The following is a 20,423-nucleotide window of genomic DNA, read 5'->3' as shown; positions in this document are numbered from 1 at the left end:
ACCCCTTTCCGTTCGCCGCGCGCGAACGGGTTCCAGATTGAAGGAGTCTCCCATGTCCGAAGAAACCCCCGTCAGCGTCACGCTGGAAAAGGATGGCGAAGTCGCCGTCATCATCGTCAATAACCCGCCCGTCAACGCGCTGAGCTGGCACGTCCGTCAGGGACTCGAGGATCATTTCGCCGCCGCGCTCGGTGACGATAGCGTCAAGGCGATCGTGCTGCGCTGCGCCGGCGCGACCTTTATCGCGGGCGCCGACATCAGCGAATTCGGCAAGCCGCCGCGCGGCCCCGATTTCAACGCGGTGCTCAACAGCATCGAAGCGGCGTCGAAGCCGGTGGTCGCCGCGATCCACGGGACGGCGCTCGGCGGCGGTCTCGAAACCGCGCTCGTCTGCCATTATCGCATCGCGGTGCCGTCGGCGAAGCTCGGCGTGCCCGAGGTCAAGCTCGGCCTGCTCCCCGGCGCGGGCGGCACGCAGCGCCTGCCGCGCGTCGTCGGCGTCGAAGCCGCGGCGACGATGACCTCGACCGGCGATCCGCTGCCCGCCACGAAGGCGAAGGAGCTCGGCCTCGTCGACGAACTCGCGGGCGAAGATAGCTTGGCCGCCGACGCGATCGCCTTTGCGCGCGCGAAGATCGCCGACGGCCCGCGTCCGACGCGCGAACGCCCGGTGTTCGGCGACGTCGCGGTGATCGAACAGCTCAAGACCGCCAACGCCAAGCGCTGGCGCGGGTTCGAGGCGCCTTACGCCAACCTCGCCTGCGTAGAGGCCGCGACGCGCCTCCCCTTCGACGAGGGCCTCGCTTTCGAGCGCGAGCAGTTCATGAAGCTGATGTTCGGCAGCCAGTCGGCCGCCCAGCGCCACATCTTCTTCGCCGAGCGTCAGGCCGCGAAGATCGACGGCCTGCCCAAGGACACCCAGCTGCGCGACATCAAAAAGGTCGGCGTGATCGGCGCCGGCACGATGGGCGGCGGCATTTCGATGAACTTCCTGCAGAAAGGCATCCCGGTCACCATCGTCGAGATGCAGCAGGAAGCGCTCGACCGCGGCACCGGCGTGATCCGCAAGAATTACGAAGCGTCGGCCGCCAAGGGCCGCTTCAAGCCCGAACAGGTCGAGGCGATGATGGGCATATTGACCCCGACGCTCAACCTCGACGACCTCGCCGACTGCGACCTGATCATCGAGGCGGTCTATGAGAATATGGACGTCAAGAAGGACATTTTCGGCAAGCTCGACAAGATTGCCAAGCCCGGCGCGATCCTCGCGTCGAACACCAGCTATCTCGACGTCGACGAGATCGCGACCGCGACGAGCCGCCCCGGCGACGTGCTCGGCATGCACTTCTTCTCGCCCGCCAATGTCATGAAGCTGCTCGAGGTCGTGCGCGGCGAAAAGACCGCGCCCGACGCGCTAGCGACGGCGATGGCGATCGGCAAGAAGATCGGCAAGGTCGCGGTGGTTGCGGGCGTGTGCGACGGCTTCATCGGCAACCGCATGCTCAAGCCGCGGCAGATCGAAGCGATGAACCTGCTGATGGAAGGCGCGACGCCGCACCAGATCGACAAGGTCCATGTCGAATTCGGCATGCCGATGGGGCCGTTCCAGATGAGCGACCTCGCCGGAGTCGACATCGGCTGGCACCGCGACCCGACGCGCATTGAGAGCATCCGCGATGCGCTCGCCGCGGTCGGCCGCTGGGGCCAGAAGACCGGCAAGGGCTTTTACGATTATGACGAAAAGCGCAATCCGTCGCCCAGCGCCGAAGTCGCCGAGATCATCGAGGATTTCCGTCAACGCTCGAACAAGGCGAAGCGCGAGATCAGCGATCAGGAAATCATCGAGCGCACGCTGTACCCGATGGTCAACGAAGGCGCGCTGATCCTGGCGGAAGGCAAGGCGCAGCGCGCGTCGGATATCGATGTCGTGTGGATCTATGGCTATGGCTGGCCGGTCTATCGCGGCGGGCCGATGTTCTGGGCGGGGCTGGAAGGCACCGACAAGATCGTCGCGGCGCTCGAGAAACATGGTTTCGCGGTCGCGCCTTTGCTCAAGGAAAAGGCGGAGGCGAAGGCGGGCTTCTAAGCCCTTCTCCGCTTACGAAGATCAGGCCGTCTGTCCCAACGCGGGGCAGGCGGCCTTTCTTTTGCCTTCGCGCCGTCGCAGGTGCGACCGGAAACTTGCGATTCAGGGTTAAAGCGCTGGCAAGGCCTGCCGTTACGGCAGAGCATGAACGCCATGTCCGCCCTCGCCGTCCTCCTGCTGACCGGCAGCGTGCCGGTGGCCGCTCCTGTGACGGCGCCGCAGGTTAGCGCGGTCGGCGTGGCGCGCGCGCGAATATTGGCGCCCGCCGAGGTGCGGCGGGTCGACGGGCGGATCGAGGTCAGGACCGGCGAGCGCAAGGCACCGACGCAGGTACACCGCACCGAACGCCGCGACGGCGGCGAGACCGCGGACTTTTACTGACCCCGATCCCCGTTCGCATCGAGCGAAGTCGAGATACCCCTCGGTATGGCGCTATCTCGATGGATGTCTCGACTTCGCTCGACACGAACGGAATTGGAGGGGACGTTAACCTTGCAACGTCTTGATGATCGCCGAAAAGTCGCGGCCGTCCTTGTCGGCTTCGACGAAGGCTTCATACAGCTCGCGCGCCTTCGACCCCATCGGGACGTCGGCATCGACGCTCGCCGCGGCCTCCATCGCGAGGCGGAGGTCCTTGAGCATCAGCGCTGCCGCGAACCCGCCCTTGTAATCATTGTCGGCAGGCGTCGCCGGCCCGACGCCGGGCAGCGGCGCGTAGCTGGTCAGTGACCAGCATTGACCCGACGACACGCTCGCGATGTCGAAGAATTTCTGCGGATCGAGCCCCAATTTCTGCGCGAGCGCGAGCGTCTCGCACGTCGCGACCATAGAGGCGCCGAGCAACATATTGTTGCAAATCTTCGCCGCCTGCCCCGCGCCCGCGTCGCCCGCGTGGATCACCGCTTTGCCCATCTTGGCAAGGATCGGTTCGGCGCGCGCGAAGCCTTCATCGGTGCCGCCGACCATGAAGGTCAGCGTGCCCGCGTTGGCGGCGGCGATGCCGCCTGAGACAGGGGCGTCGACCGCGACGAGCCCCTTGGCGGTCGCGGCTTCGATGTTGCTCCGCGCGGTCGCGACGTCGATCGTCGAGCAATCGAGGAGCAAGGTGCCCGGCGCGGCGTTCGGAAAGACGTCGGCTTCGTAGACCGACGCGACATGCTTGCCCGCAGGGAGCATCGTGACCACCGCCTCGGCGCCGGTGACGGCTTCGGCTGCCGATGCGGCGCGGGTGCATCCCGCCTCGACTGCGCGTGCGAGCGCCTCTTCGCTGAGGTCGAAAGCGCGGACGTCGTGCCCTGCCTTCGCCAGATTCGCGGCCATGCCGCCGCCCATATTGCCGAGCCCGATAAATGCGATTTTCATATTCTCTCTTCCAATTGAAGTGCCGCTCTACAAATCCGCGCGATCACCTCGCTGCCCGCGTCCGCGTCCGCATCGTTCGCGGGCGCAAATTCGGTGATCGAAAGCCCAACAACGTCGTTCGCTGCCGCGATGCGGCGTACCAAGCCTACGGCTTCCGCAATCGACGGGCCGCCGGCTTCGCAATAGGCAAGGTGCGGGAATTCGACAGGATCGAGTGCGTCGAGGTCGAAATGAATATGCACCCGTCGCCCCGCAAGAGCAGCTTCGTCCAGCACAGCCAGCCCCTGTTGCCGGCCGAAATCCAGATCGCCTTGATCCCCGACGCGCACATAGGAATAGAAGAACCGATCCGGGGAGACAGGCGCGCGAAGCAGGTGACGCATCGGTTCCGCCGCATGCCCCATGATCGCGCTCACCGGCATGCCGTGCAGATTGCCGCTGGGCGATGTGGCCGGGGTGTTCGCGTCATAATGCGCGTCGATCCAGACGACATGCAGTTCCGGATACCGGGCGGCGAGATAGTCGATCACCGCAATGTCCGCTGCACAGTCGCCGCCCGCGGTCAGAATCCGATCGGGCGCGTGGCGAGCGAGCAAGGCCTGCGCCGCAGTAAATTGTTCGAACAGCGCGTTCCAGCGGACAATCCCGTGATCGTCACCTACCGCATCGCTCAGCGGAACATCCACCCGCGGCGCGAAACGCGCGCATACCGCGGCCGTCGCTGCCGCGCCGCGCGGCAGATTCTGGTGCCGCCCCGATCCCTGCCACTGGGGATAAGCGAGCATCAGGTCGAAATGCGGGTTCGCCATTAGCGCCCCTTCCACACGCCTTCGCGTTTCTCGATAAAGGCGGCCATGCCTTCGGCCTTGTCCTCGGTCGCGGCGAGGATCTGGAACAGGCGGCGTTCGTAGATCAGCCCCTGGTCGAGCGTCGTCTCATACGCGGCGTTGACCATGTCCTTGTTCACCATCGCGGCCATCGGCGGCATGCTGGCGATCGTCGTCGCGGTCTTCACCGCTTCGTCGACGAGGGTCGCATGTTCGACGACACGCGCGACGAGGCCCGAGCGTTCGGCTTCGGCGGCGTCCATCATCCGGCCGGTGAGGCACATTTCCATCGCCTTCGCCTTGCCGATCGCGCGCGTCAGCCTCTGCGACCCGCCCATGCCCGGCGCGACGCCGAGCTTGATTTCGGGCTGGCCGAACTTTGCCTTGTCGCTGGCGATGATGAAATCGGCCATCATCGCAAGCTCGCAGCCGCCGCCAAGCGCGAAGCCGTTCACCGCGGCGATCCAGGGTTTGCGGACCTTCTTCACAAAGTCGCTCGTCCATTTCGAGAAGAAATCTTCGAGGTAGAAATCGGACGCCGGCTTGTCCGCCATTTCCTTGATGTCGGCGCCCGCGGCGAAAGCCTTGTCGCCTGAGCCGGTGAGGACGGCGCAGCGCTGGCCGGGATCGGCTTCGAACGCCGCGAAGGCTGCGATCAGGTCGTCGAGCACGCCCGAGTTGAGCGCGTTGAGCGCCTGCGGGCGGTTGAGCGTCACCAGCGTGACGGCCCCGCGCGTTTCGACGAGGAGGGTTTCATAGCTCATGGTCTTGTCCTGTATCAGCGATTGGCGTCGATATTGCGCAGCAGCACGTCCAGCTGCGCCGGGGTGGCATGGTCATGCGCCTCGTCGGTCGAGGTCGGCTGGTTGTCGTAGGGAATCGGTTCGTCGAACTGGTCGGTCGCGAGATCCCAATAGCGCCCGTCGATTCGGTTGTAGAAATGCGTGCCGCCCTTGGTCGCGGTCTTCACGATATCGCCGCCGAAATGATGATGGACGGCGAGTGCGGTGACCGCGCACTGGTTGAGGCAGGGGTTCGCGGGGTCGAACGGATCCGGAATCGTCTCGGCCGACCAACTCCGCTTCACCGCATGATAAAGGGCGATCGGATCAGAAAAGCTCACAGCGGCGTCCATTTCTCATTCTCGGGCAGCGGCGCGAAAATCGCTTCGATCCAGTCGTCGGTGACGGCTTCGGCGGTCGGCGGATCCCATTTCGGGCTATTGTCCTTGTCGACGATCAGCGCGCGGACGCCTTCGATGAAATCGTGCATCTGAACGACGCGGCTGCCTATCGCATATTCCTGTGTCATCTGCGCAGCGAAGTCGTGCATCTCGCCGCCTTCCTTGAGCTGGCGGAGCGCGACCTTGCACGTCTGGGGCGATTTGCCGTGGAGCGTCGCCAGTTCTTTGGTCGCCCATTCGCCGCCATCGGCTTCGAGCGCGGCAAGGATATCCTCATAGGTATCGCTCGCGAACAGGCGGTTGATCCGTTCGAGATGCTGGGTGATGCCGGCGGGCGGCGCGGTGACCGACAGCTCGCCCAATATGCCGCCGATCCGGTCGGGATCGACCGCGATGCGCGCCTTGGCCTCGGCGAGCTTTTCGGACGGCAGATAATGCGTCGCGAGGCCGAGCGCCAAACACTCCGCGCCGTCGAGCCGTGCTCCGGTGAGCGCGAGATAGGCGCCGACGCGGCCTTCGAGGCGCGGCAGATACCAGCCGCCGCCGACGTCGGGGAACAGGCCGATCCCCGTTTCGGGCATCGCAAAGCGCGTGTGCTCGGTCGCGACGCGATATTTCGCCGGCTGCGAAATGCCGACCCCGCCGCCCATCGTGATGCCGTCCATGAAGGCGACGACGGGCTTGGGATAGGTGAAGAGCAGATGGTTGAGGCGATATTCGGTGTGGAAGAATTGGCGCGCTTCGGTGCCGTCCTTCGCGCCGCTTTCCGCGAGCATGCGGATGTCGCCGCCGGCGCAGAAGCCGCGGCCTTCGCTATGATCGATGATCACCGCCTCGACCGCATCATCATCGCGCCATTTGACGAGCGCGGCGATCATCGCTTCGCACATGGCGAAGTTGAGCGCGTGGATCGCCTTCGGGCGATTGAGCGAAATGCGGCCGACGCGGACGTCAGTCGAGATCAGGACATCGTCGGTCATTGGCGCAGCAGGTCCCTTCCGACGATCATCCGCATCACCTGATTGGTACCCTCGAGGATCGAATGGACGCGGAGGTCACGCCAGAAACGCTCGATCGGATAGTCGCGTAAATAACCATAGCCGCCGAACAGCTGGAGCGCGTCGTTGACGATCTTGCTGCCATTGTCGGTCGCAAGCCGCTTCGCCATCGCCGAGAAGCGCGACTTGTCGGGGGCGTTCGCGGTGACCTTTGCCGCCGCCATATAGAGCAAAGCGCGCGCGGCTTCGAGGTCGGTCGCCATGTCGGCGAGCATGAATTGCGTGTTCTGGAAATCGGCGATCGGCTGCCCGAACTGCTGGCGATCCTTGGTGTAGGCGATCGCCTCGTCGAGACAGCGCTGCGCGCCGCCCAAGGAACAGGCCCCGATATTGAGGCGCCCGCCGTCGAGCCCGGCCATCGCGAAACGGAAGCCGTCGCCCTCGGCGCCGACCAGATTTTCGACCGGCACGCGGCAATCCTCGAAGATCACCTGCGCGGTCGGCGAGGCATTCCAGCCGAGCTTTTTCTCGGGCGCGCCGAAGCTGAGCCCCGGCGTGTCCTTTTCGACGACGAGACAGCTGATCCCCTTCGACTTCTCGTCGCCGGTGCGCACCATGCAGACATAGATGTCGTTATAGCCCGCGCCCGAGATGAACTGTTTGGTGCCGTTCAGCACATAATGGTCGCCGTCGCGTTTTGCCGTCGCCTTGAGCGCCGCGGCGTCCGAGCCCGAACCCGGCTCGGTCAGGCAATAGCTCGCAATCTTCTCCATGCTGACGAGGTCGGGCAGGAAGCGCGCCTTGACCTCCGCGCCGCCGAAACGGTCGATCATCCAGGTCGCCATATTGTGGATCGAGACATAGGCGCTGGTCGCCGGGCAGCCATAAGCCATCGCCTCCATGATCAGCGCCGCTTCCAGCCGGCCGAGCCCGATGCCGCCCGATTCCTCCGCGACGTAAATGGCGCCGAAGCCCAGCTCACCCGCCGCCTTCCACACGTCGACGGGATAATGATGTTTTTCGTCCCATTCGGCCGCGAAGGGCGTGATGCGATCGGCGGTGAATTTGCGCGCCATGTCCTGGATGGCGAGCTGGTCGTCGGTAAGCTGGAACTGGTCGGTCATGGTCATTTCTCGATAATGGCTTCGGCTTCGATTTCGACTTTCCACTCGGGGCGGATCAGCGCGGAGACAACGACCATTGTCGATGCCGGTTGGATGTTTTTGAATGCCGATCCGTGCGCGCGACCAACGAGGTCGGCGTCGGCGGCGTCGGTGATGAACATGCGCGTGCGCACGACGTCGGCCATGCTGCCGCCGAGCGCAGCGAGCGCTTCGCCGATGATCGTCAGGCAGCGCGTCGCCTGTACCCCGGCATCGCCGACGGTCGACGACCCGTCGGGCTCGATCGGCGCAGTGCCGCCGACGCTGATCCGGTCGCCCACCCGAACCGCCCGGCTATAGCCGTAGACGGGTTCGAACGGGGACGCCGAGCTGTGGTTACGGCGCCCCCCGGTCTTCGATGGCGTGTCAGCCACAGGTGACCTGCGTGATCTTGTACGCATCGTCGTACATCACGTTCACCCGGTCCTGGCGGTAATCCATCGTCATCGCCGAGCGCGGCGGCCCCCAGCGCAGCGTGCGCGCGCCCGATGCCTTGAGGATCGCGCCGCCAAGGTCGGGGGTCGCGGTCTGGCCGATATAGGACTGCACCGCCTCGGCCTTGCACGTCGCCTCGGCGGACGGCGGGGTCGGGGTCGATTCGACAGGCGTCTCGCTGCTCGAGCAGGCGGCGAGCGGCAGAATGGCGGCAATTGCGAGCATGCGAATGTCCATCATGTATCTCCCTTTCAAAAAATCTTCATTCGGCGCAGCGCGTATAGCGCATCGCGCCCGCAGCGGCACCCTCGCCGGAGTCGCGGCGGACGAGCGTCTTGCCGCCATCGGCGAGGTCGAGTTGCATCCGGCGATCCCACTCGACGCCCTCGCCGCTGAATTTATAGTCGGCGACGATGCGGTTCGCGTCACTCTCACGAACACGCGACAGTTCGCCATGCGATTCGTAGAAACGCAGGTTCGTCGCATCGATCGTCAGCGCGGTGAGGTCGGTGCCCTTCTTCGCCTTGCAATCGGCGACCTTGAGCGCCCAGCGGCCGCGGATGGTGGGCGGGATCGTCTTGCCGTCGCCAGCGGTTTTGGGTTCGGGCTTTGCGGGCGTTTCGTCGGCCGCTTCGGGCAGGTCCGCATCGACCGCCGGCTCTGCCGGTTCGGCGGGCGCCGGGCGCTCGGCCTTTTGCAGCGGCGAGATCGCCGCGCTGTCTTCGGGCTGGGACTTGTCCTCGCCGCCACTGCACGCGGCGAGCAGCAGCAAAGCGGCGGGAAGCATCAGGCGGGTCATCGGCAATCTCCTTCGACAGGAGAATGCCCGGCGCGGCGTGCGGGTTTCATCGCCGCGTATCATTCGCCGAGCACCTTTTCACGGAACATCGCGGTCGCGAGGTCGGTCTGGTTATAGCGATACCAGCGCGGCGCGGGGACGCCCGCAGCCCAGGCCAGCGCCTCGGTCAGCGTGCCGTTCGCCGCCGGTGTGTCGGGCATTTCCTTGCCGAGCGGATCGGCATAGGCGGTGTCGGCGCTGACGACGGTCCAGCCGGCCTTGCGGAGAGCGCGGACAAGGTCGCCGATATGGAGCGCCGCGAGGTCGGTTTCGTGGAGCAGGATCACCTGCACCGGCTGACGGCCGGTGACGCGCCGCAGCATCGCATCGGCGAAATCGGCCGCCTCGACATGCCAGGTGACATAGAGCTCGCCGAGCGCCTTGCGGTCGATTTTCTTGCCCGCCAGTACGGTGTCGCGCGTCAGCGTCTCAAGGTGCCAGTCGGAGCTTTCGGCGGTGACATAGCCGTTGCGGAGGCCGCGTTCGGCAAGCCCTTGTCGCAGCGCGTCGCGCTTCGCCTTGTCCTTCCCTCCCTCGTCGAGGAACGGGAAGCGGAACCAAGGGCGGTAGCCCGGGCGGTCCTTGAGCCAGACCTCGGCGGCGTCGAGGTCGGCGAGATAGGCCGCGGTGTCGGTGGCGCTCAGCCGCTTGTGGCGGTTGCTATGGTTCGCGATCACATGGCCCGCGGCGACATAGGCGGCGATGCGCCGCTCGCCACCGACACCATCGCCTTGCCCGATCGCACCGGGGTTAACGAAGAAGACCGTCTGCGGTGCCTTCGCCTTTTTCAGCTCGGCGATGATGCGCTGCGTGCGCTCGTCGGGCGTGAAGAAGGCGCCGCGCCCGCGCGGTGCATCGTCGAACGACAGCGCGATCATCTTCTGCGCTGCCGCCGGAACCGGCAGCAGCAACAGGAGCATCAGGGGCAGGAGCAGCCGCCGAAGCAAGGCGGCGTCAGCCCATCGTGGGGATGACGAACGCGTTGCCGCCGTCGGGAGAGCCGTCCGGCCAGCGCTGGGTGATCGTCTTAACCTTGGTCCAGAATTTCACGCCTTCCATGCCGTGCTGGTTGGTGTCGCCGAACGCCGAACGCTTCCAGCCGCCGAAGCTGTGATAGGCGACGGGCACCGGGATCGGGACGTTGATGCCGACCATGCCGACATTGACGCGCGCGGCGAATTCGCGGGCGGCGTGGCCGTTGCGCGTGAAGATCGCGACGCCGTTGCCGTACTGGTGCTTGCTGGGAAGCTCGAGCGCGGTTTCGAAATCGGGCGCGCGCACGATCTGGAGCACCGGGCCGAAGATTTCTTCTTTGTAGCTTTCCATGTCGGTGGTGACATGGTCGAACAGCGTCGGGCCGATGAAGAAGCCCTTTTCATGCCCCTGCAGCGAGAAGCCGCGGCCGTCGACGACCAGCTCGGCGCCTTCGTCGGCGCATTTCTGGATCCAGCCTTCGACCTTTTCCTTGTGCGCCTGCGTCACCACCGGGCCGTAATGCGCCTCGGCATCCGTCGACACGCCGACGCGCAGCGCCGCGATCGCGGGGATCAGCTTTTCTCGGAGGCGATTGGCGGTCTCCTCGCCGACGGGGACGACGACCGGGAGCGCCATGCAGCGTTCGCCTGCCGAGCCGAAGGCCGCGCCGGTCAAATCATTGACGACCTGGTCGAGATCGGCGTCGGGCATGACGATGCCATGGTTCTTCGCGCCGCCCATCGCCTGCACGCGCTTTCCGTTCGCGACGCCGCGGTTATAGACATAATGCGCGATGTCCGACGAGCCGACGAAGCTGACCGCGCCGATATCGGGATGGTCAAGGATCGCGTCGACCATTTCCTTGTCGCCGTGGACGACCTGACAGATGCCCTCGGGAAGCCCGGCTTCGAGGAAGAGCTCGGCGAGGCGCACGGGAACCGACGGGTCGCGCTCGCTGGGCTTGACGATGAAGGCGTTGCCGGTGGCGATCGCGACGCCCGACATCCACAGCGGGATCATCGCGGGGAAGTTGAACGGGGTGATGCCGGCGCCGATGCCGATCGGCTGGCGCATCGAATAGACGTCGATGCCCGGACCGGCGCCCTGCGTATATTCGCCCTTCAGCACATGCGGGATGCCGCAGCAGAATTCGATGACTTCGAGCCCGCGCTGGATATCGCCCTTCGAATCGGCGATCACCTTGCCATGCTCGCTCGACAGCATGTGCGCGAGCGCATCCATATTCGCTTCGACGAGGCGCTTGAATTCGAACATCACGCGCGCGCGGCGCTGCGGATTGGTCGCGGCCCATGCGGGCTGCGCCTGCTTCGCCGCGGCGACCGCGCGGTCGAGCAAAGCCGCGTCGCCAAGCGCGACCTGCGCCTGTACGCCGCCGCTGTTGGGGTCGAAGACGTCGCCCTGGCGGGCGCTGCCGCCGGCGCCGCCGACGATGTGATGGTCGATCTGTCGCATATCCCGAGTCTCCCGTAAAATCTTGCCGCTGCCACAGACCATGTACGCCCCATTTGCAAGGGATAGACTTGCAGGACGATACTGCATATTTGCAGGTCATGGATTGGGATAGGCTGCAATATTTCCTGTTCGTCGCGCGCCACGGCACGCTCGCGCGCGCCAGCGCGGCGCTGCACGTCGATGCGACGACGGTAAGCCGGCGGGTGAGCGCACTCGAAGCCGCGCTCGGCCAGACTTTGTTCGAACGCGCGCCGTCGGGTTTCGTTCTGACCGCGGCGGGCCGGGCGCTCGTTCCGCACGCCGAAGCGATGGCGGCGGCGGCGGCGCGCATCCATTCGGCACGCGAGGATGCGTCAGCGCTATCCGGGCAACTAAGGGTGAGTGTGTCAGAAGGGTTCGGCAACAGCTTCATCGCGCCGCGCCTCGCGAGCTTTGTCGCGGCACATCCCGAGCTTGAGATCGACCTTGTCGCCTCATCCGGGTTTTTGAACCCGTCGCGGCGCGAGGCCGATATGGCGGTGCTGCTCGCGCGGCCGCGCAAGGGCCCGCTGATCACGCGCAAACTGTCCGATTACAGCCTCGGCATTTATGCGCCCGCTGATCGGCCCGACTGGCAGGATGCTGTTGCCGCCGCGCCGTTGTCGCGCACGGGCATCCCGGTGATCGGTTATATGCCCGACATCCTCTATGCCCCCGAACTCGACTATCTGGGCGAGATCGAGCCGGGGCTGCGCGCGACGGTGCGCTCATCCTCGATCCTCGCGCAGCGACGGATGATCGCGGGCGGCGCGGGGATCGGCGTGCTGCCCTGCTTTCTTGCGGCGGGCGATCCGGGGCTGGTGCGCGTGCGGCCCGGACAGACGGTCGCGCGCGCCTTCTGGCTCGCGCTCCACCGCGATGTCGCGCCGCAGCCGCGGATCCGGGCGTTCATCGACTGGCTCGATGCCGAGGTCCGCGAGAGCCGGGGGTTGCTGGTTCCGGCCTAAGCCGGACGCCAGCCAGGGGCGATCAGGCCGCCGTCGCCGAACAGGCGTTCCATGGCATCCGGACCGGCCGCCGCTTCGCGCAATTTGTCCGCAAGCGGGTCGTCGATGGGATGATCGCTGCGCAGGAAGGCGATCCATGCGGCAATTGCGGCTTCGAGCGACGGACAGCCGGCACCCCGCGCTTGATGCCACGCGAGCGTTTCGAGCCAGCGCTGGGGGATCTTCTGGCTGCCATCCATCGCGATCTGGATCAGCCGGTGGTTCAGCGCGGGGTTGGCGAAACGGTCGAGCAGGGCATCGGCGTAGGCGGCGAGGTCCTGCCCCGGCGCGGCGTCGATCGTTGGCGCGGCTTCCTCGCGCATCAATCGATCGATGACCGGCCGGATTTCCGGATCGGCAATCGCCTGATGCACAAAATCGTGGCCTTTCCCGAGCCCGATATAGGCGAGCGCCGAATGCGCGCCATTGAGCATGCGCAGCTTGGCGGTCTCGTAGGGCGCGACGTCGGCGACGAGCTCGGCACCGACCGCCTCCCAGCGCGGACGCGGACCGGCGAAATCATCCTCGATCACCCATTGGCTGAATCCTTCGGTGACGACCGCGCCCTCGTCACGCGCGCCGAGGGTGGCTTCGACCTCGGCGCGGTCGGATTCGGTGGTCGCGGGGACGATGCGGTCGATCATCGTTGCGGGGCACGTGCATTCGCCGTCGAACCACGCCGAAAGGTCGGGATGATAAGCGGCGAGATATTCGCGCATCAAGCCGCGCAGCACCGCGCCATTGCCCGCCAGATTGTCGCAGCTGAGCAGCGTCAGTCCGGGCAAACCTGCGGTCTTGCGCGCCGCGAGCCCTGCGGCGACGAAGCGATAGAGGCTGGAACTGCCCGCCGCTTCGGGGAGGTCCAGCGATCCGTCGGGACGCCGCAGATAGCCCTTTTCGGTGACGGTGAAGCTGACGATATGCGTCGTCGGCGCGGCGATGGCGTCGATCACCGCCTGCGGATCGTCGGCCGCAACGAGCACTTTCTGCACCGCGCCGATCAATCGCGTTTCGCTTCCGGCGGCGCGGCGCGTGCTGACGGTGTAGAGCCCGTCCTGCGGATTGAGCTGCGCCGCGACGTCTCCCGAACGCAGCGACACGCCGATGATGCCCCAGTCGCAGTCCCCCGCATTCATTGCATCGTCGGTGTACACCGCCTGATGCGCGCGGTGGAACGCGCCGATTCCGATATGGACGATCCCCGCGGCCCGCGCGGCGCGGTCATAGGCCGGGCACCCGACCGACGCCGGCAGTAAGGTCTCGGGCGACAGTCTCACAGCTTATACGCCGCCTTGGCAAGATTGTAGCTGAGGTCGGTGGCAAGCTCGGCCGCTTCCCATTCCTCCATGCGATGCTCGGCGACGAGCTGCGCGAGGAAGCCACAGTCGATGCGCCGCGCGACGTCGTGGCGCGCGGGGATCGACAGGAAGGCGCGCGTGTCGTCGTTGAAGCCGACCGTGTTGTAGAAGCCTGCGGTCTCGGTCGTCTGGCTACGGAAGCGCCGCATGCCTTCCGGGCTGTCGTGGAACCACCAGGCGGGGCCAAGCTTGAGCGCCGGATAATGGCCCGCGAGCGGCGCGAGCTCGCGCGCATAGCTTGTCTCATCGAGCGTGAAGAGGATGATCGTCAGCGCGGCCTCATTGCCATAACGCCCAAGCAATGGGCGCAGCGCGTGAACATAGTCGGTCGCGGTCGGGATATCGGCGCCCTTGTCGCGGCCATAATGGTCAAACAGCCACGGGTTGTGATTGCGGAAACTGCCGGGATGGATCTGCATCACGAGCCCGTCGTCGAGGCTCATCCCCGCCATCACGGTCAGCATATGCGCGCGGAACAGTTCGGCATCGGCGGCACTGACGCTGCCCCCGGTGACGCGCGCGAAGAGGGCTTCGGCCTCGGCCCCCGACAGGTCGGCGGTCGCCGCGGTCGGATGGCCGTGGTCGGTCGAGGTCGCGCCCATCTCTGCGAAAAAGGCGCGGCGATTGCGGTGCGCAGCGAGATAGCCAGCGTAGCTATAGGCGTCCTCGCCGCTCAGCTCGGAGAAGCGCGCCAGATTGTCGCGAAAGCCCTCGAACTCGGGATCGACCACCGGGTCGGGGCGATAGGCGGTGATCACGCGCCCACCCCATTCGCCGCTGGCGTTCGCGGCGCGGACCACGGCGTGATGCTCAAGCGTGTCGAGCGGGCTTTCGGTCGTTGCGATCACCTCGATGCCGTACCGATCGTACAGCGCGCGCGGGCGGAATGCGTCAGTCGCAAGCGCTTCGGTGATGCGGTCGTAATAGAGGTCCGACGTCTCGCCCGAGAACTGTACGTCGAACCCGAAAGCCTCGGCGAACACCCAGTCCATCCACATCCGCGTCGGCGTGCCGCGGAAGAGATGGTAGTTTTGGGCGAAGATCCGCCAGCTTTCGCGCGGGTCGGCGCCCTTGTTACGGACCCCCAGCGCATCGAGCGAAATGCCCTGCGAATAGAGCATCCGGAACGCATAATGGTCGGGATGCAGCAGGAACTCGGCGGCATTGCCGAACGATGCGTTGCCCGCGAACCACGCCGGATCGGTATGCCCGTGCGGGCTGATGATCGGCAGGCCCGCCACTTGCCTGTAGAGCCGGCGCGCGATATCGCGCTGCGCCGGGTCCGACGGAAACAGGCGGTCGGGGGAGAGGGCCAGCGGACGCGGCATCGGATCAGGCTTTGCTTTCCACGGTAACCGGCGCGAGGCGCGGGCTGAGGAGGTGGATCGCCAGCACGGCGAGGAAATAGACCGTCGTGCACGCGGCGAAAATGAAGGTGTAATTGCCCCCCGTTGCGTCGAGCACGAGCCCGGTCGACTTCGCCATGATCATGCCGCCAACGCCGCCCATAAAGCCGCCAAGTCCGATCACCGATCCGACCGCGCGTTTGGGGAACATGTCGGGCGGGATCGACAGCAATGTCGACGAAAACGCCTGATGCCCGGCGAGCGCGAGACCGATCAGGACGATGGCCAGCCACATATTGTCGAGCCCGGTGACGAACAGCAACGGCAGGACGAAACAACCGGCGATCGCCATCGTCACCTTGCGTGCAAAATTGACGCTGTGGCCCTGCTGGATCAGTTTCGACGAGGTCCAGCCGCCAAAGATGCTGCCGACATCGGACAGCAGATACATGATGATCATCGGCAGCAGCACGACCTTGAGATCAACGTCATAGGTCGAGCTGAAATATTTGGGCAGCCAGAAGAGCATCAGGAACCAGACGGGATCGATGAGGAATTTGGCGACCGCGAACGCCCACGCCTCGCGCTTGGTGACGATCCGGCCCCAGCCGATGCGTTCGACCTGTTCGGGTGGATCATGTTCGATCCACGCGAGCTCGGCATCGCTCACCTTCCCGCTTTCGCGCGGATTGCTGTAGAGCCACAGCCAGAGGATCAGGAGAAGGACGCCGAAAGCGCCGGTGTAGATGAAGGTTTCGCGCCAGTCGAAGCCGAGCACGCGCATGAACAGCGCAACCGTCGGCGCGGTCAGGATCACGCCGATCGTCGTCGCGCTGTTGACCCAGCCGATCGCGTAGGAACGCTCCTTTTGCGGGAACCATTCGCTCGACGCGCGAACGACCGCGGGGAAATGCCCCGCCTCGCCGACCCCGAGGATGACGCGCGCGGCCATGAAGGAGGCGATCGACCCCGCGAAACCATGCGCGATATGGCCGATCGTCCAGATCGAAATGGCGATGCTGTATCCGATCTTGGGACCGAAGCGGTCGATCAGCCAGCCCATAACCAAGAAACCCAGCGCATAAGCGGCCTGGAAGGCGGTGACGATGTTGCCATAGTCATTCTCGCTCCACTTAAGCTCGGTGCCGAGCGTCGGCGCGAGCAGGCCGAGCATGGTGCGGTCGATATAATTGACCGTGGTCGCGGCGAACAGTAGCGCGACGATCAGCCAGCGGTAGCGGCCGGACCTTGGCACCGGCGCCGCCGTACCTCCGTCCGCGAATGCCTGTGCCATAAACCTCTCCGTTCTGTTGCTTTAGTAGCTTTTGATCGAGCAGCCGACGCGGATTTTTCCGTCGAACAGCGCTTCGGCGCGCTGGCCGGGCCTGATTTCATGGATACCGGTGATCGCCCCCGCCGACACCCAGGTCCCGGGTGGAATAGCTATGCCGCGCGCGCGCAATATGTCGATCAGGAAGAGCGCCGATCCGAACGGGCCATCGAGCATCGCCTCCATCGTCGCCGCGCCGACCGTTTCGCCGTCGATCGCCATTTCGACCGGCATGCGGATCAGGTCGGCACCCTGCCAATCGGCGATCGACGGGCCGATGACCAGCCCCTTGTTGTTGCCATAGTCCGACGCGGTGACCGCGGGGCCGTGGCGGTTGATTTCGGGAAAAGGCGAGCTTGCGATCTCAATGCCTGTGCGGACGTCGGCGATGCACTCGCGCACGCTGTCGATGTCATAATCGCGCGTGCCGAGGTCGCCGAAGCAGAGCAGAACCTCAGCCTCGGCCGCAGCGAAGCCGTCAGCATAAACCGGCATCACCGGATCGGCGGCGCCATCGAAGATTTCGTCCGCGAAGATCGGGCCGGTCAGGCGGTTACGGCCATAGCGATCGACGAGCTCGGCGGCGATTCGCCCGACCTTCCATCCGCCGATGCGCCGGCCGTCGAGCGCGATCGCGCTGTCCTGGATTGCATAGGCCTCAGCCATCGTCTGCGGCATCGCGCCGGGATAGACGGTAAGCGGTGTCTTTCCCGCGCGTGCGTCGATTAGTGCACGCGCCACATTCTGTTGATCGCTTGTCGCCAGCATCTTTCTCATTTCCCTCTTCCGCGAAGCGGTGTAAGAGACACCGGTGTCAAAGGCAAGCGAATATCAGATGTATGACAAATTCCTCCGCCATGCCGGGTGCCGCTGAGTGGCGATGACCGGCAGCAGCCGAATCCATGCGATCCGCGTCCATGGCGTGGATAATGTCGCGACGGTGATTGCCGATATCGCGGCAGGCGCCCCCCTGTTCGCGGACAGTGATCTTCGCGCATCGGTTGCCGTGGGGCGCGGGCACAAGATCGCTCTCGCGCCGATCGCGCACGGCGAAGCGGTGATCAAATATGGCTTCCCGATCGGAATCGCGACCGCCGACATCGCGCCGGGCGACCATGTCCACAGCCATAATCTGACGACCGCGCTGCGCAGCGATGGCGATTATCATTATGCGCCGGACGCGCGCGAAGCGACACCAGATGCCAAGCCGGCGCCGACCTTCGGAGGCTACGTCCGCCCCGACGGCCGCGTCGGCACGCGCAACGAAATCTGGATCCTGCCGACCGTCGGCTGCGTCGGCAATCTGGCCGCGCGTGTCGCGCGGATCGCGGGCGCGCGCCATGCAAGGGCCGTCGACGGGGTTCATGCGTTCAAGCATCCGTTTGGCTGTTCGCAGCTTGGCGACGATCTGGGACATACGCGCGCCTTGCTCGCGGCGCTCGCGCAGCATCCCAATGCCGGCGGGGTGCTGATCGTCGGGCTGGGGTGCGAGAGCAACCAGCTCGGCGCGCTGGTCGACCGGATCCCGGCCGAGCGACGCGCGCATATCCGCACGCTGTCGGCGCAGGCGGTCGAGGATGACGAGGCGGCGTGTCTGACGCTGGTTGACGAGCTGGTAGCGGGCTGCGCCGATACACCGCGCCACGAGGTGCCGCTGTCGCAGCTGGTGCTGGGGGTGAAGTGCGGCGGCTCCGACGGGCTGTCGGGGCTGACCGCCAACCCGCTCGTCGGGCGCATGGCGGATGCCGTCGCGGCGGCCGGCGGCAAGGTCGTGCTGACCGAAATCCCCGAGATTTTCGGCGCCGAACAGCTGCTGATGGACCGTGCGATATCGCGCGAGGTGTTCGACGACACCGCCCGGCTGGTGCGGGATTTCAAGGATTATTTCATTCGCAACGGCGAGCCGGTGAGCGAGAATCCGTCGCCCGGCAATATCGCGGGCGGGATCACCACGCTCGAGGAAAAGTCGCTCGGCGCGGTGCAGAAGGGCGGCAAGGTGCCGGTGGTCGACGTCCGGCGCTACGGCGGCGAAGCCACGCTGCCCGGGCTGACCTTGCTCGAGGCGCCGGGCAATGACGCGGTGTCGTCGACCGCGCTGACCGCGGCGGGCGCGACGATCATCCTGTTCACCACCGGCCGCGGCACCCCGCTCGGCTTTCCGGCGCCGACGCTGAAGATCGCGTCGAACAGCGCGCTGGCGCAGCGCAAGGCGGGCTGGATCGACTTCGATGCGGGGACGGTGCTCGATGCGGGCTTCGACAGCGCGGCGGACGCGCTGCTCGACCTGATCGCAACCACCGCATCGGGCGCGCCGACCAGGGCCGAAGCCAATGAGGAACGCGATATCGCGATCTGGAAGTCGGGCGTGACGCTTTAGTCGAGTGCGCGGAAAGTGAAGTTGCGGAAACGCGCTTCGCCCTGCCCCGCCGAGTAGAGGCCAGGACGCAGCATCAGGAAGCCGCCGCGCACATTGTGGTGATAGCCCGAGACCTCCATGCCGCGGTCGAACCGGACCCACGTCTTTCCGCCGTCGCCGCTGGTGTCATAGGTGACGATGTGGCGGTTGTTGGTGACGCGCATGCGCATCGCCCGGCCGTGCGGATTGGCGGGGCGCGCGCGTTCGATGCCATATTGGTGGGTGACGAAGCGTTCGCCGTCGAAGCCGAGCCCGCAATAGAGTTTCTCATCGTAGAAGAGGATCAGCCCCGCGGTGCCGCCGGGCGCGATCTCGATATCGCATTCGAAACGGTACGCCTGATCGCCCGCAATCAGCAGCAGCGGTGAAGAGTCTACGGGCGCCTTGCCGCGTGCCGCGAGCACCAGCGCGCCATTTTCGACACGTGCGCGGCTGCGCTCGTCGGCGGCGGGCTTGAAGAAATTCCATTTCGCGCCGAGCGCGAGCGCGGCGAAATCGTCGGAGAGCGCCATGCCGTGCGGGCCCGCGATCGTGCCGCCCCTGGGCTTTGCGATCGGCCGCGACAGGTCGCCGCCCTTCATGCGGAACCAGCCGTCGTCGGTCCATTCGATCGGATCGAGCAAAGCCTGCCGCCCCAATGTCCAATAGCCATTTTCGAAGCCGTGATAGACACTCCACCAGTCGCCCGCGGGTCCCTCGACGAGCGTCGCATGGCCGCGCGACCACCATTTTTCGGCCGCCGACGTCGTGCGGACGAGCGGGTTCGCGGGGCAGTTCTCCCACGGCCCGTGGATCGATTTCGAGCGCGCCGCGATCACCATATGGCCGGTCGGCGGCCCCGCGGTGCCGCCGACCGCGGTGATCATGTAATAATAATCGCCGCGCCGCGCGATCTTCGGCCCCTCGGGCGCGAAGCCTTCGACGACCCAGTCGGCGGGATAGCGCCACGGGTCATAGACATGCTCGGGCTCGCCGATGCGCGACAGGCCATCGTCAGACAGGCGGACGCGGTCGCCGCCCGACAGGAACAGCCAGCGCGACCCATCCTCGCCGACCGCATGGCCGGGGTCGATATGGTTCGGCAGGTTCAGATCGACCGGCGCGCTCCACGGTCCCTCGATCCGGTCGGCCCAGATCACCCAGCTGGTATTCGGGCCTTTCGTGGGGATGTAGAGATAATAGCGCCCCTTGTGCTTGCACAGTTCGGGCGCCCAGACCGATCCGATATTCTTCGTCAGCGCGGGGCCGATCGGGCGCCAGTTCACGAGGTCGCGCGAATGCCAGATGACCAGCCCCGGATAGCTATCGAAGGTCGAGAAGGTCATATAATAATCGGCGCCGTCCTTCAGGATCGACGGATCGGGATGGTCGCCGGCCATGATCGGATTGAGAAAGCGCCCGTCGCCGAGATCGGCCTTGCGCTGGCCGTCGAAGCCCTTGGCCCAGGCAGGAGTGGGATCCGAAGACATGGGCGCCGCCGCCGCCCACGCGGCGGGCGCGCCGAGGCCCGACAGGCCGGTCGCGAGCAGGCCGCCCCCGGCGAGTTTGAGCATGTCGCGGCGATCGGTCACGCGTCTCTCCTCGAAAAGAAAGGCCCGGTCCCCCGAA

The 20,423-nt window shown here is 65.8% G+C and carries 20 protein-coding genes; 4 read left to right on the top strand and 16 right to left on the bottom strand.

Annotated features, from left to right (window positions below; genetic code table 11):
- The first annotated feature begins 52 nt into the window (after positions 1 to 52).
- Positions 53 to 2,086 (top strand): 3-hydroxyacyl-CoA dehydrogenase NAD-binding domain-containing protein, encoded by a 2,034-nt coding sequence (locus V8J55_RS06575; protein ID WP_336444861.1) that lies wholly within the window; start codon positions 53 to 55, stop codon positions 2,084 to 2,086.
- A gap of 153 nt (positions 2,087 to 2,239) precedes the next feature.
- Positions 2,240 to 2,467: a hypothetical protein gene (locus tag V8J55_RS06570; RefSeq protein WP_336444860.1), complete on the top strand. Its 228-nt coding sequence runs from the start codon at positions 2,240 to 2,242 to the stop codon at positions 2,465 to 2,467.
- 105 nt (positions 2,468 to 2,572) lie between these two features.
- On the opposite strand, the gene mmsB is transcribed toward V8J55_RS06570, so the two are convergent.
- The 11 genes from mmsB to V8J55_RS06515 form a co-directional block, all read right to left on the bottom strand.
- The gene (mmsB, locus tag V8J55_RS06565) at positions 2,573 to 3,448 is read right to left on the bottom strand and encodes a 3-hydroxyisobutyrate dehydrogenase (protein ID WP_336444859.1); all 876 of its coding nucleotides are present in this window, start codon (positions 3,446 to 3,448) and stop codon (positions 2,573 to 2,575) included.
- A complete protein-coding gene (locus V8J55_RS06560) occupies positions 3,445 to 4,134 on the bottom strand; it encodes an arginase family protein (protein WP_336444858.1) in 690 nt (229 codons plus the stop codon). The genes mmsB and V8J55_RS06560 overlap by 4 nt, the downstream gene beginning before the upstream one ends.
- Before the next feature lie 122 nt (positions 4,135 to 4,256).
- Positions 4,257 to 5,039, bottom strand: a complete 783-nt coding sequence (locus V8J55_RS06555; RefSeq protein WP_336444857.1) for an enoyl-CoA hydratase-related protein — start codon at positions 5,037 to 5,039, stop codon at positions 4,257 to 4,259.
- A 14-nt stretch (positions 5,040 to 5,053) separates the two neighbouring features.
- A complete protein-coding gene (locus tag V8J55_RS06550) occupies positions 5,054 to 5,398 on the bottom strand; it encodes a YunG family protein (RefSeq protein ID WP_336444856.1) in 345 nt (114 codons plus the stop codon).
- Complete coding sequence (locus V8J55_RS06545; protein WP_336444855.1) at positions 5,395 to 6,438, bottom strand: enoyl-CoA hydratase/isomerase family protein; 1,044 nt, start codon at positions 6,436 to 6,438, stop codon at positions 5,395 to 5,397. The genes V8J55_RS06550 and V8J55_RS06545 overlap by 4 nt, the downstream gene beginning before the upstream one ends.
- Positions 6,435 to 7,580 (bottom strand): acyl-CoA dehydrogenase family protein, encoded by a 1,146-nt coding sequence (locus V8J55_RS06540; RefSeq protein WP_336444854.1) that lies wholly within the window; start codon positions 7,578 to 7,580, stop codon positions 6,435 to 6,437. The genes V8J55_RS06545 and V8J55_RS06540 overlap by 4 nt, the downstream gene beginning before the upstream one ends.
- 2 nt (positions 7,581 to 7,582) lie before the next feature.
- Positions 7,583 to 7,993 carry a RidA family protein gene (locus V8J55_RS06535; protein ID WP_336444853.1) on the bottom strand — a complete coding sequence of 137 codons (411 nt, stop codon included), beginning with the start codon at positions 7,991 to 7,993 and terminating at the stop codon, positions 7,583 to 7,585.
- A complete protein-coding gene (locus V8J55_RS06530; RefSeq protein ID WP_336444852.1) occupies positions 7,986 to 8,291 on the bottom strand; it encodes an I78 family peptidase inhibitor in 306 nt (101 codons plus the stop codon). Before V8J55_RS06530 ends, V8J55_RS06535 begins: the two co-directional genes overlap by 8 nt.
- A 25-nt stretch (positions 8,292 to 8,316) precedes the next feature.
- Positions 8,317 to 8,853, bottom strand: coding sequence for a hypothetical protein (locus V8J55_RS06525; RefSeq protein WP_336444851.1), 537 nt, complete (start codon positions 8,851 to 8,853; stop codon positions 8,317 to 8,319).
- 59 nt (positions 8,854 to 8,912) lie between these two features.
- Complete coding sequence (locus V8J55_RS06520; protein ID WP_336444850.1) at positions 8,913 to 9,839, bottom strand: polysaccharide deacetylase family protein; 927 nt, start codon at positions 9,837 to 9,839, stop codon at positions 8,913 to 8,915.
- A 7-nt stretch (positions 9,840 to 9,846) separates the two neighbouring features.
- Positions 9,847 to 11,340, bottom strand: coding sequence for a CoA-acylating methylmalonate-semialdehyde dehydrogenase (locus V8J55_RS06515; protein ID WP_336444849.1), 1,494 nt, complete (start codon positions 11,338 to 11,340; stop codon positions 9,847 to 9,849).
- Between the two features lie 98 nt (positions 11,341 to 11,438).
- On the opposite strand from V8J55_RS06515, the gene V8J55_RS06510 reads away from it, so the two are divergent.
- Positions 11,439 to 12,326, top strand: coding sequence for a LysR family transcriptional regulator (locus tag V8J55_RS06510; protein ID WP_336444848.1), 888 nt, complete (start codon positions 11,439 to 11,441; stop codon positions 12,324 to 12,326).
- Here the strand turns inward: V8J55_RS06510 and V8J55_RS06505 are convergent.
- From V8J55_RS06505 to V8J55_RS06490, 4 genes are read right to left on the bottom strand one after another with little or no spacing between them, the layout of a single operon-like run.
- On the bottom strand, positions 12,323 to 13,642 hold the full coding sequence (locus V8J55_RS06505; RefSeq protein ID WP_336444847.1) for a mannitol dehydrogenase family protein: 1,320 nt from the start codon (positions 13,640 to 13,642) through the stop codon (positions 12,323 to 12,325). The two genes, V8J55_RS06510 and V8J55_RS06505, sit on opposite strands and share 4 nt — an antisense overlap.
- Positions 13,639 to 15,051, bottom strand: a complete 1,413-nt coding sequence (uxaC, locus tag V8J55_RS06500; RefSeq protein WP_336444846.1) for a glucuronate isomerase — start codon at positions 15,049 to 15,051, stop codon at positions 13,639 to 13,641. Before uxaC ends, V8J55_RS06505 begins: the two co-directional genes overlap by 4 nt.
- 4 nt (positions 15,052 to 15,055) lie before the next feature.
- A complete protein-coding gene (locus V8J55_RS06495; RefSeq protein WP_336444845.1) occupies positions 15,056 to 16,363 on the bottom strand; it encodes an MFS transporter in 1,308 nt (435 codons plus the stop codon).
- Between the two features lie 21 nt (positions 16,364 to 16,384).
- Positions 16,385 to 17,176 carry a 2-keto-4-pentenoate hydratase gene (locus tag V8J55_RS06490; RefSeq protein WP_336444844.1) on the bottom strand — a complete coding sequence of 264 codons (792 nt, stop codon included), beginning with the start codon at positions 17,174 to 17,176 and terminating at the stop codon, positions 16,385 to 16,387.
- A gap of 103 nt (positions 17,177 to 17,279) precedes the next feature.
- Between V8J55_RS06490 and V8J55_RS06485 the strand changes: the two genes are divergently transcribed.
- Positions 17,280 to 18,776, top strand: coding sequence for a UxaA family hydrolase (locus V8J55_RS06485; protein WP_336444843.1), 1,497 nt, complete (start codon positions 17,280 to 17,282; stop codon positions 18,774 to 18,776).
- Here V8J55_RS06485 and V8J55_RS06480 read toward each other — a convergent pair.
- Positions 18,773 to 20,368 carry a family 43 glycosylhydrolase gene (locus V8J55_RS06480; protein ID WP_443030813.1) on the bottom strand — a complete coding sequence of 532 codons (1,596 nt, stop codon included), beginning with the start codon at positions 20,366 to 20,368 and terminating at the stop codon, positions 18,773 to 18,775. The genes V8J55_RS06485 and V8J55_RS06480 overlap by 4 nt on opposite strands.
- Between the last annotated feature and the right edge of the window lie 55 nt (positions 20,369 to 20,423).

Origin of the sequence: Sphingopyxis sp. CCNWLW2 (genome assembly GCF_037095755.1) — a bacterium.
GTDB lineage: Bacteria > Pseudomonadota > Alphaproteobacteria > Sphingomonadales > Sphingomonadaceae > Sphingopyxis.
Note: the sequence above shows the minus strand (reverse complement) of the source record. Positions and strands in the feature narration are given on the sequence as shown.

Coding starts and splice junctions, on each gene's coding strand:
- V8J55_RS06575 (WP_336444861.1), top strand. CDS start 53: ATGTCCGAAGAAACCCCCGTCAGCGTCACGCTGGAAAAGGATGGCGAA.
- V8J55_RS06570 (WP_336444860.1), top strand. CDS start 2,240: ATGTCCGCCCTCGCCGTCCTCCTGCTGACCGGCAGCGTGCCGGTGGCC.
- mmsB (WP_336444859.1), bottom strand. CDS start 3,448: ATGAAAATCGCATTTATCGGGCTCGGCAATATGGGCGGCGGCATGGCC.
- V8J55_RS06555 (WP_336444857.1), bottom strand. CDS start 5,039: ATGAGCTATGAAACCCTCCTCGTCGAAACGCGCGGGGCCGTCACGCTG.
- V8J55_RS06545 (WP_336444855.1), bottom strand. CDS start 6,438: ATGACCGACGATGTCCTGATCTCGACTGACGTCCGCGTCGGCCGCATT.
- V8J55_RS06540 (WP_336444854.1), bottom strand. CDS start 7,580: ATGACCGACCAGTTCCAGCTTACCGACGACCAGCTCGCCATCCAGGAC.
- V8J55_RS06530 (WP_336444852.1), bottom strand. CDS start 8,291: ATGGACATTCGCATGCTCGCAATTGCCGCCATTCTGCCGCTCGCCGCC.
- V8J55_RS06525 (WP_336444851.1), bottom strand. CDS start 8,853: ATGACCCGCCTGATGCTTCCCGCCGCTTTGCTGCTGCTCGCCGCGTGC.
- V8J55_RS06515 (WP_336444849.1), bottom strand. CDS start 11,340: ATGCGACAGATCGACCATCACATCGTCGGCGGCGCCGGCGGCAGCGCC.
- V8J55_RS06510 (WP_336444848.1), top strand. CDS start 11,439: ATGGATTGGGATAGGCTGCAATATTTCCTGTTCGTCGCGCGCCACGGC.
- uxaC (WP_336444846.1), bottom strand. CDS start 15,051: ATGCCGCGTCCGCTGGCCCTCTCCCCCGACCGCCTGTTTCCGTCGGAC.
- V8J55_RS06495 (WP_336444845.1), bottom strand. CDS start 16,363: ATGGCACAGGCATTCGCGGACGGAGGTACGGCGGCGCCGGTGCCAAGG.
- V8J55_RS06490 (WP_336444844.1), bottom strand. CDS start 17,176: ATGAGAAAGATGCTGGCGACAAGCGATCAACAGAATGTGGCGCGTGCA.
- V8J55_RS06485 (WP_336444843.1), top strand. CDS start 17,280: ATGACCGGCAGCAGCCGAATCCATGCGATCCGCGTCCATGGCGTGGAT.
- V8J55_RS06480 (WP_443030813.1), bottom strand. CDS start 20,368: ATGCTCAAACTCGCCGGGGGCGGCCTGCTCGCGACCGGCCTGTCGGGC.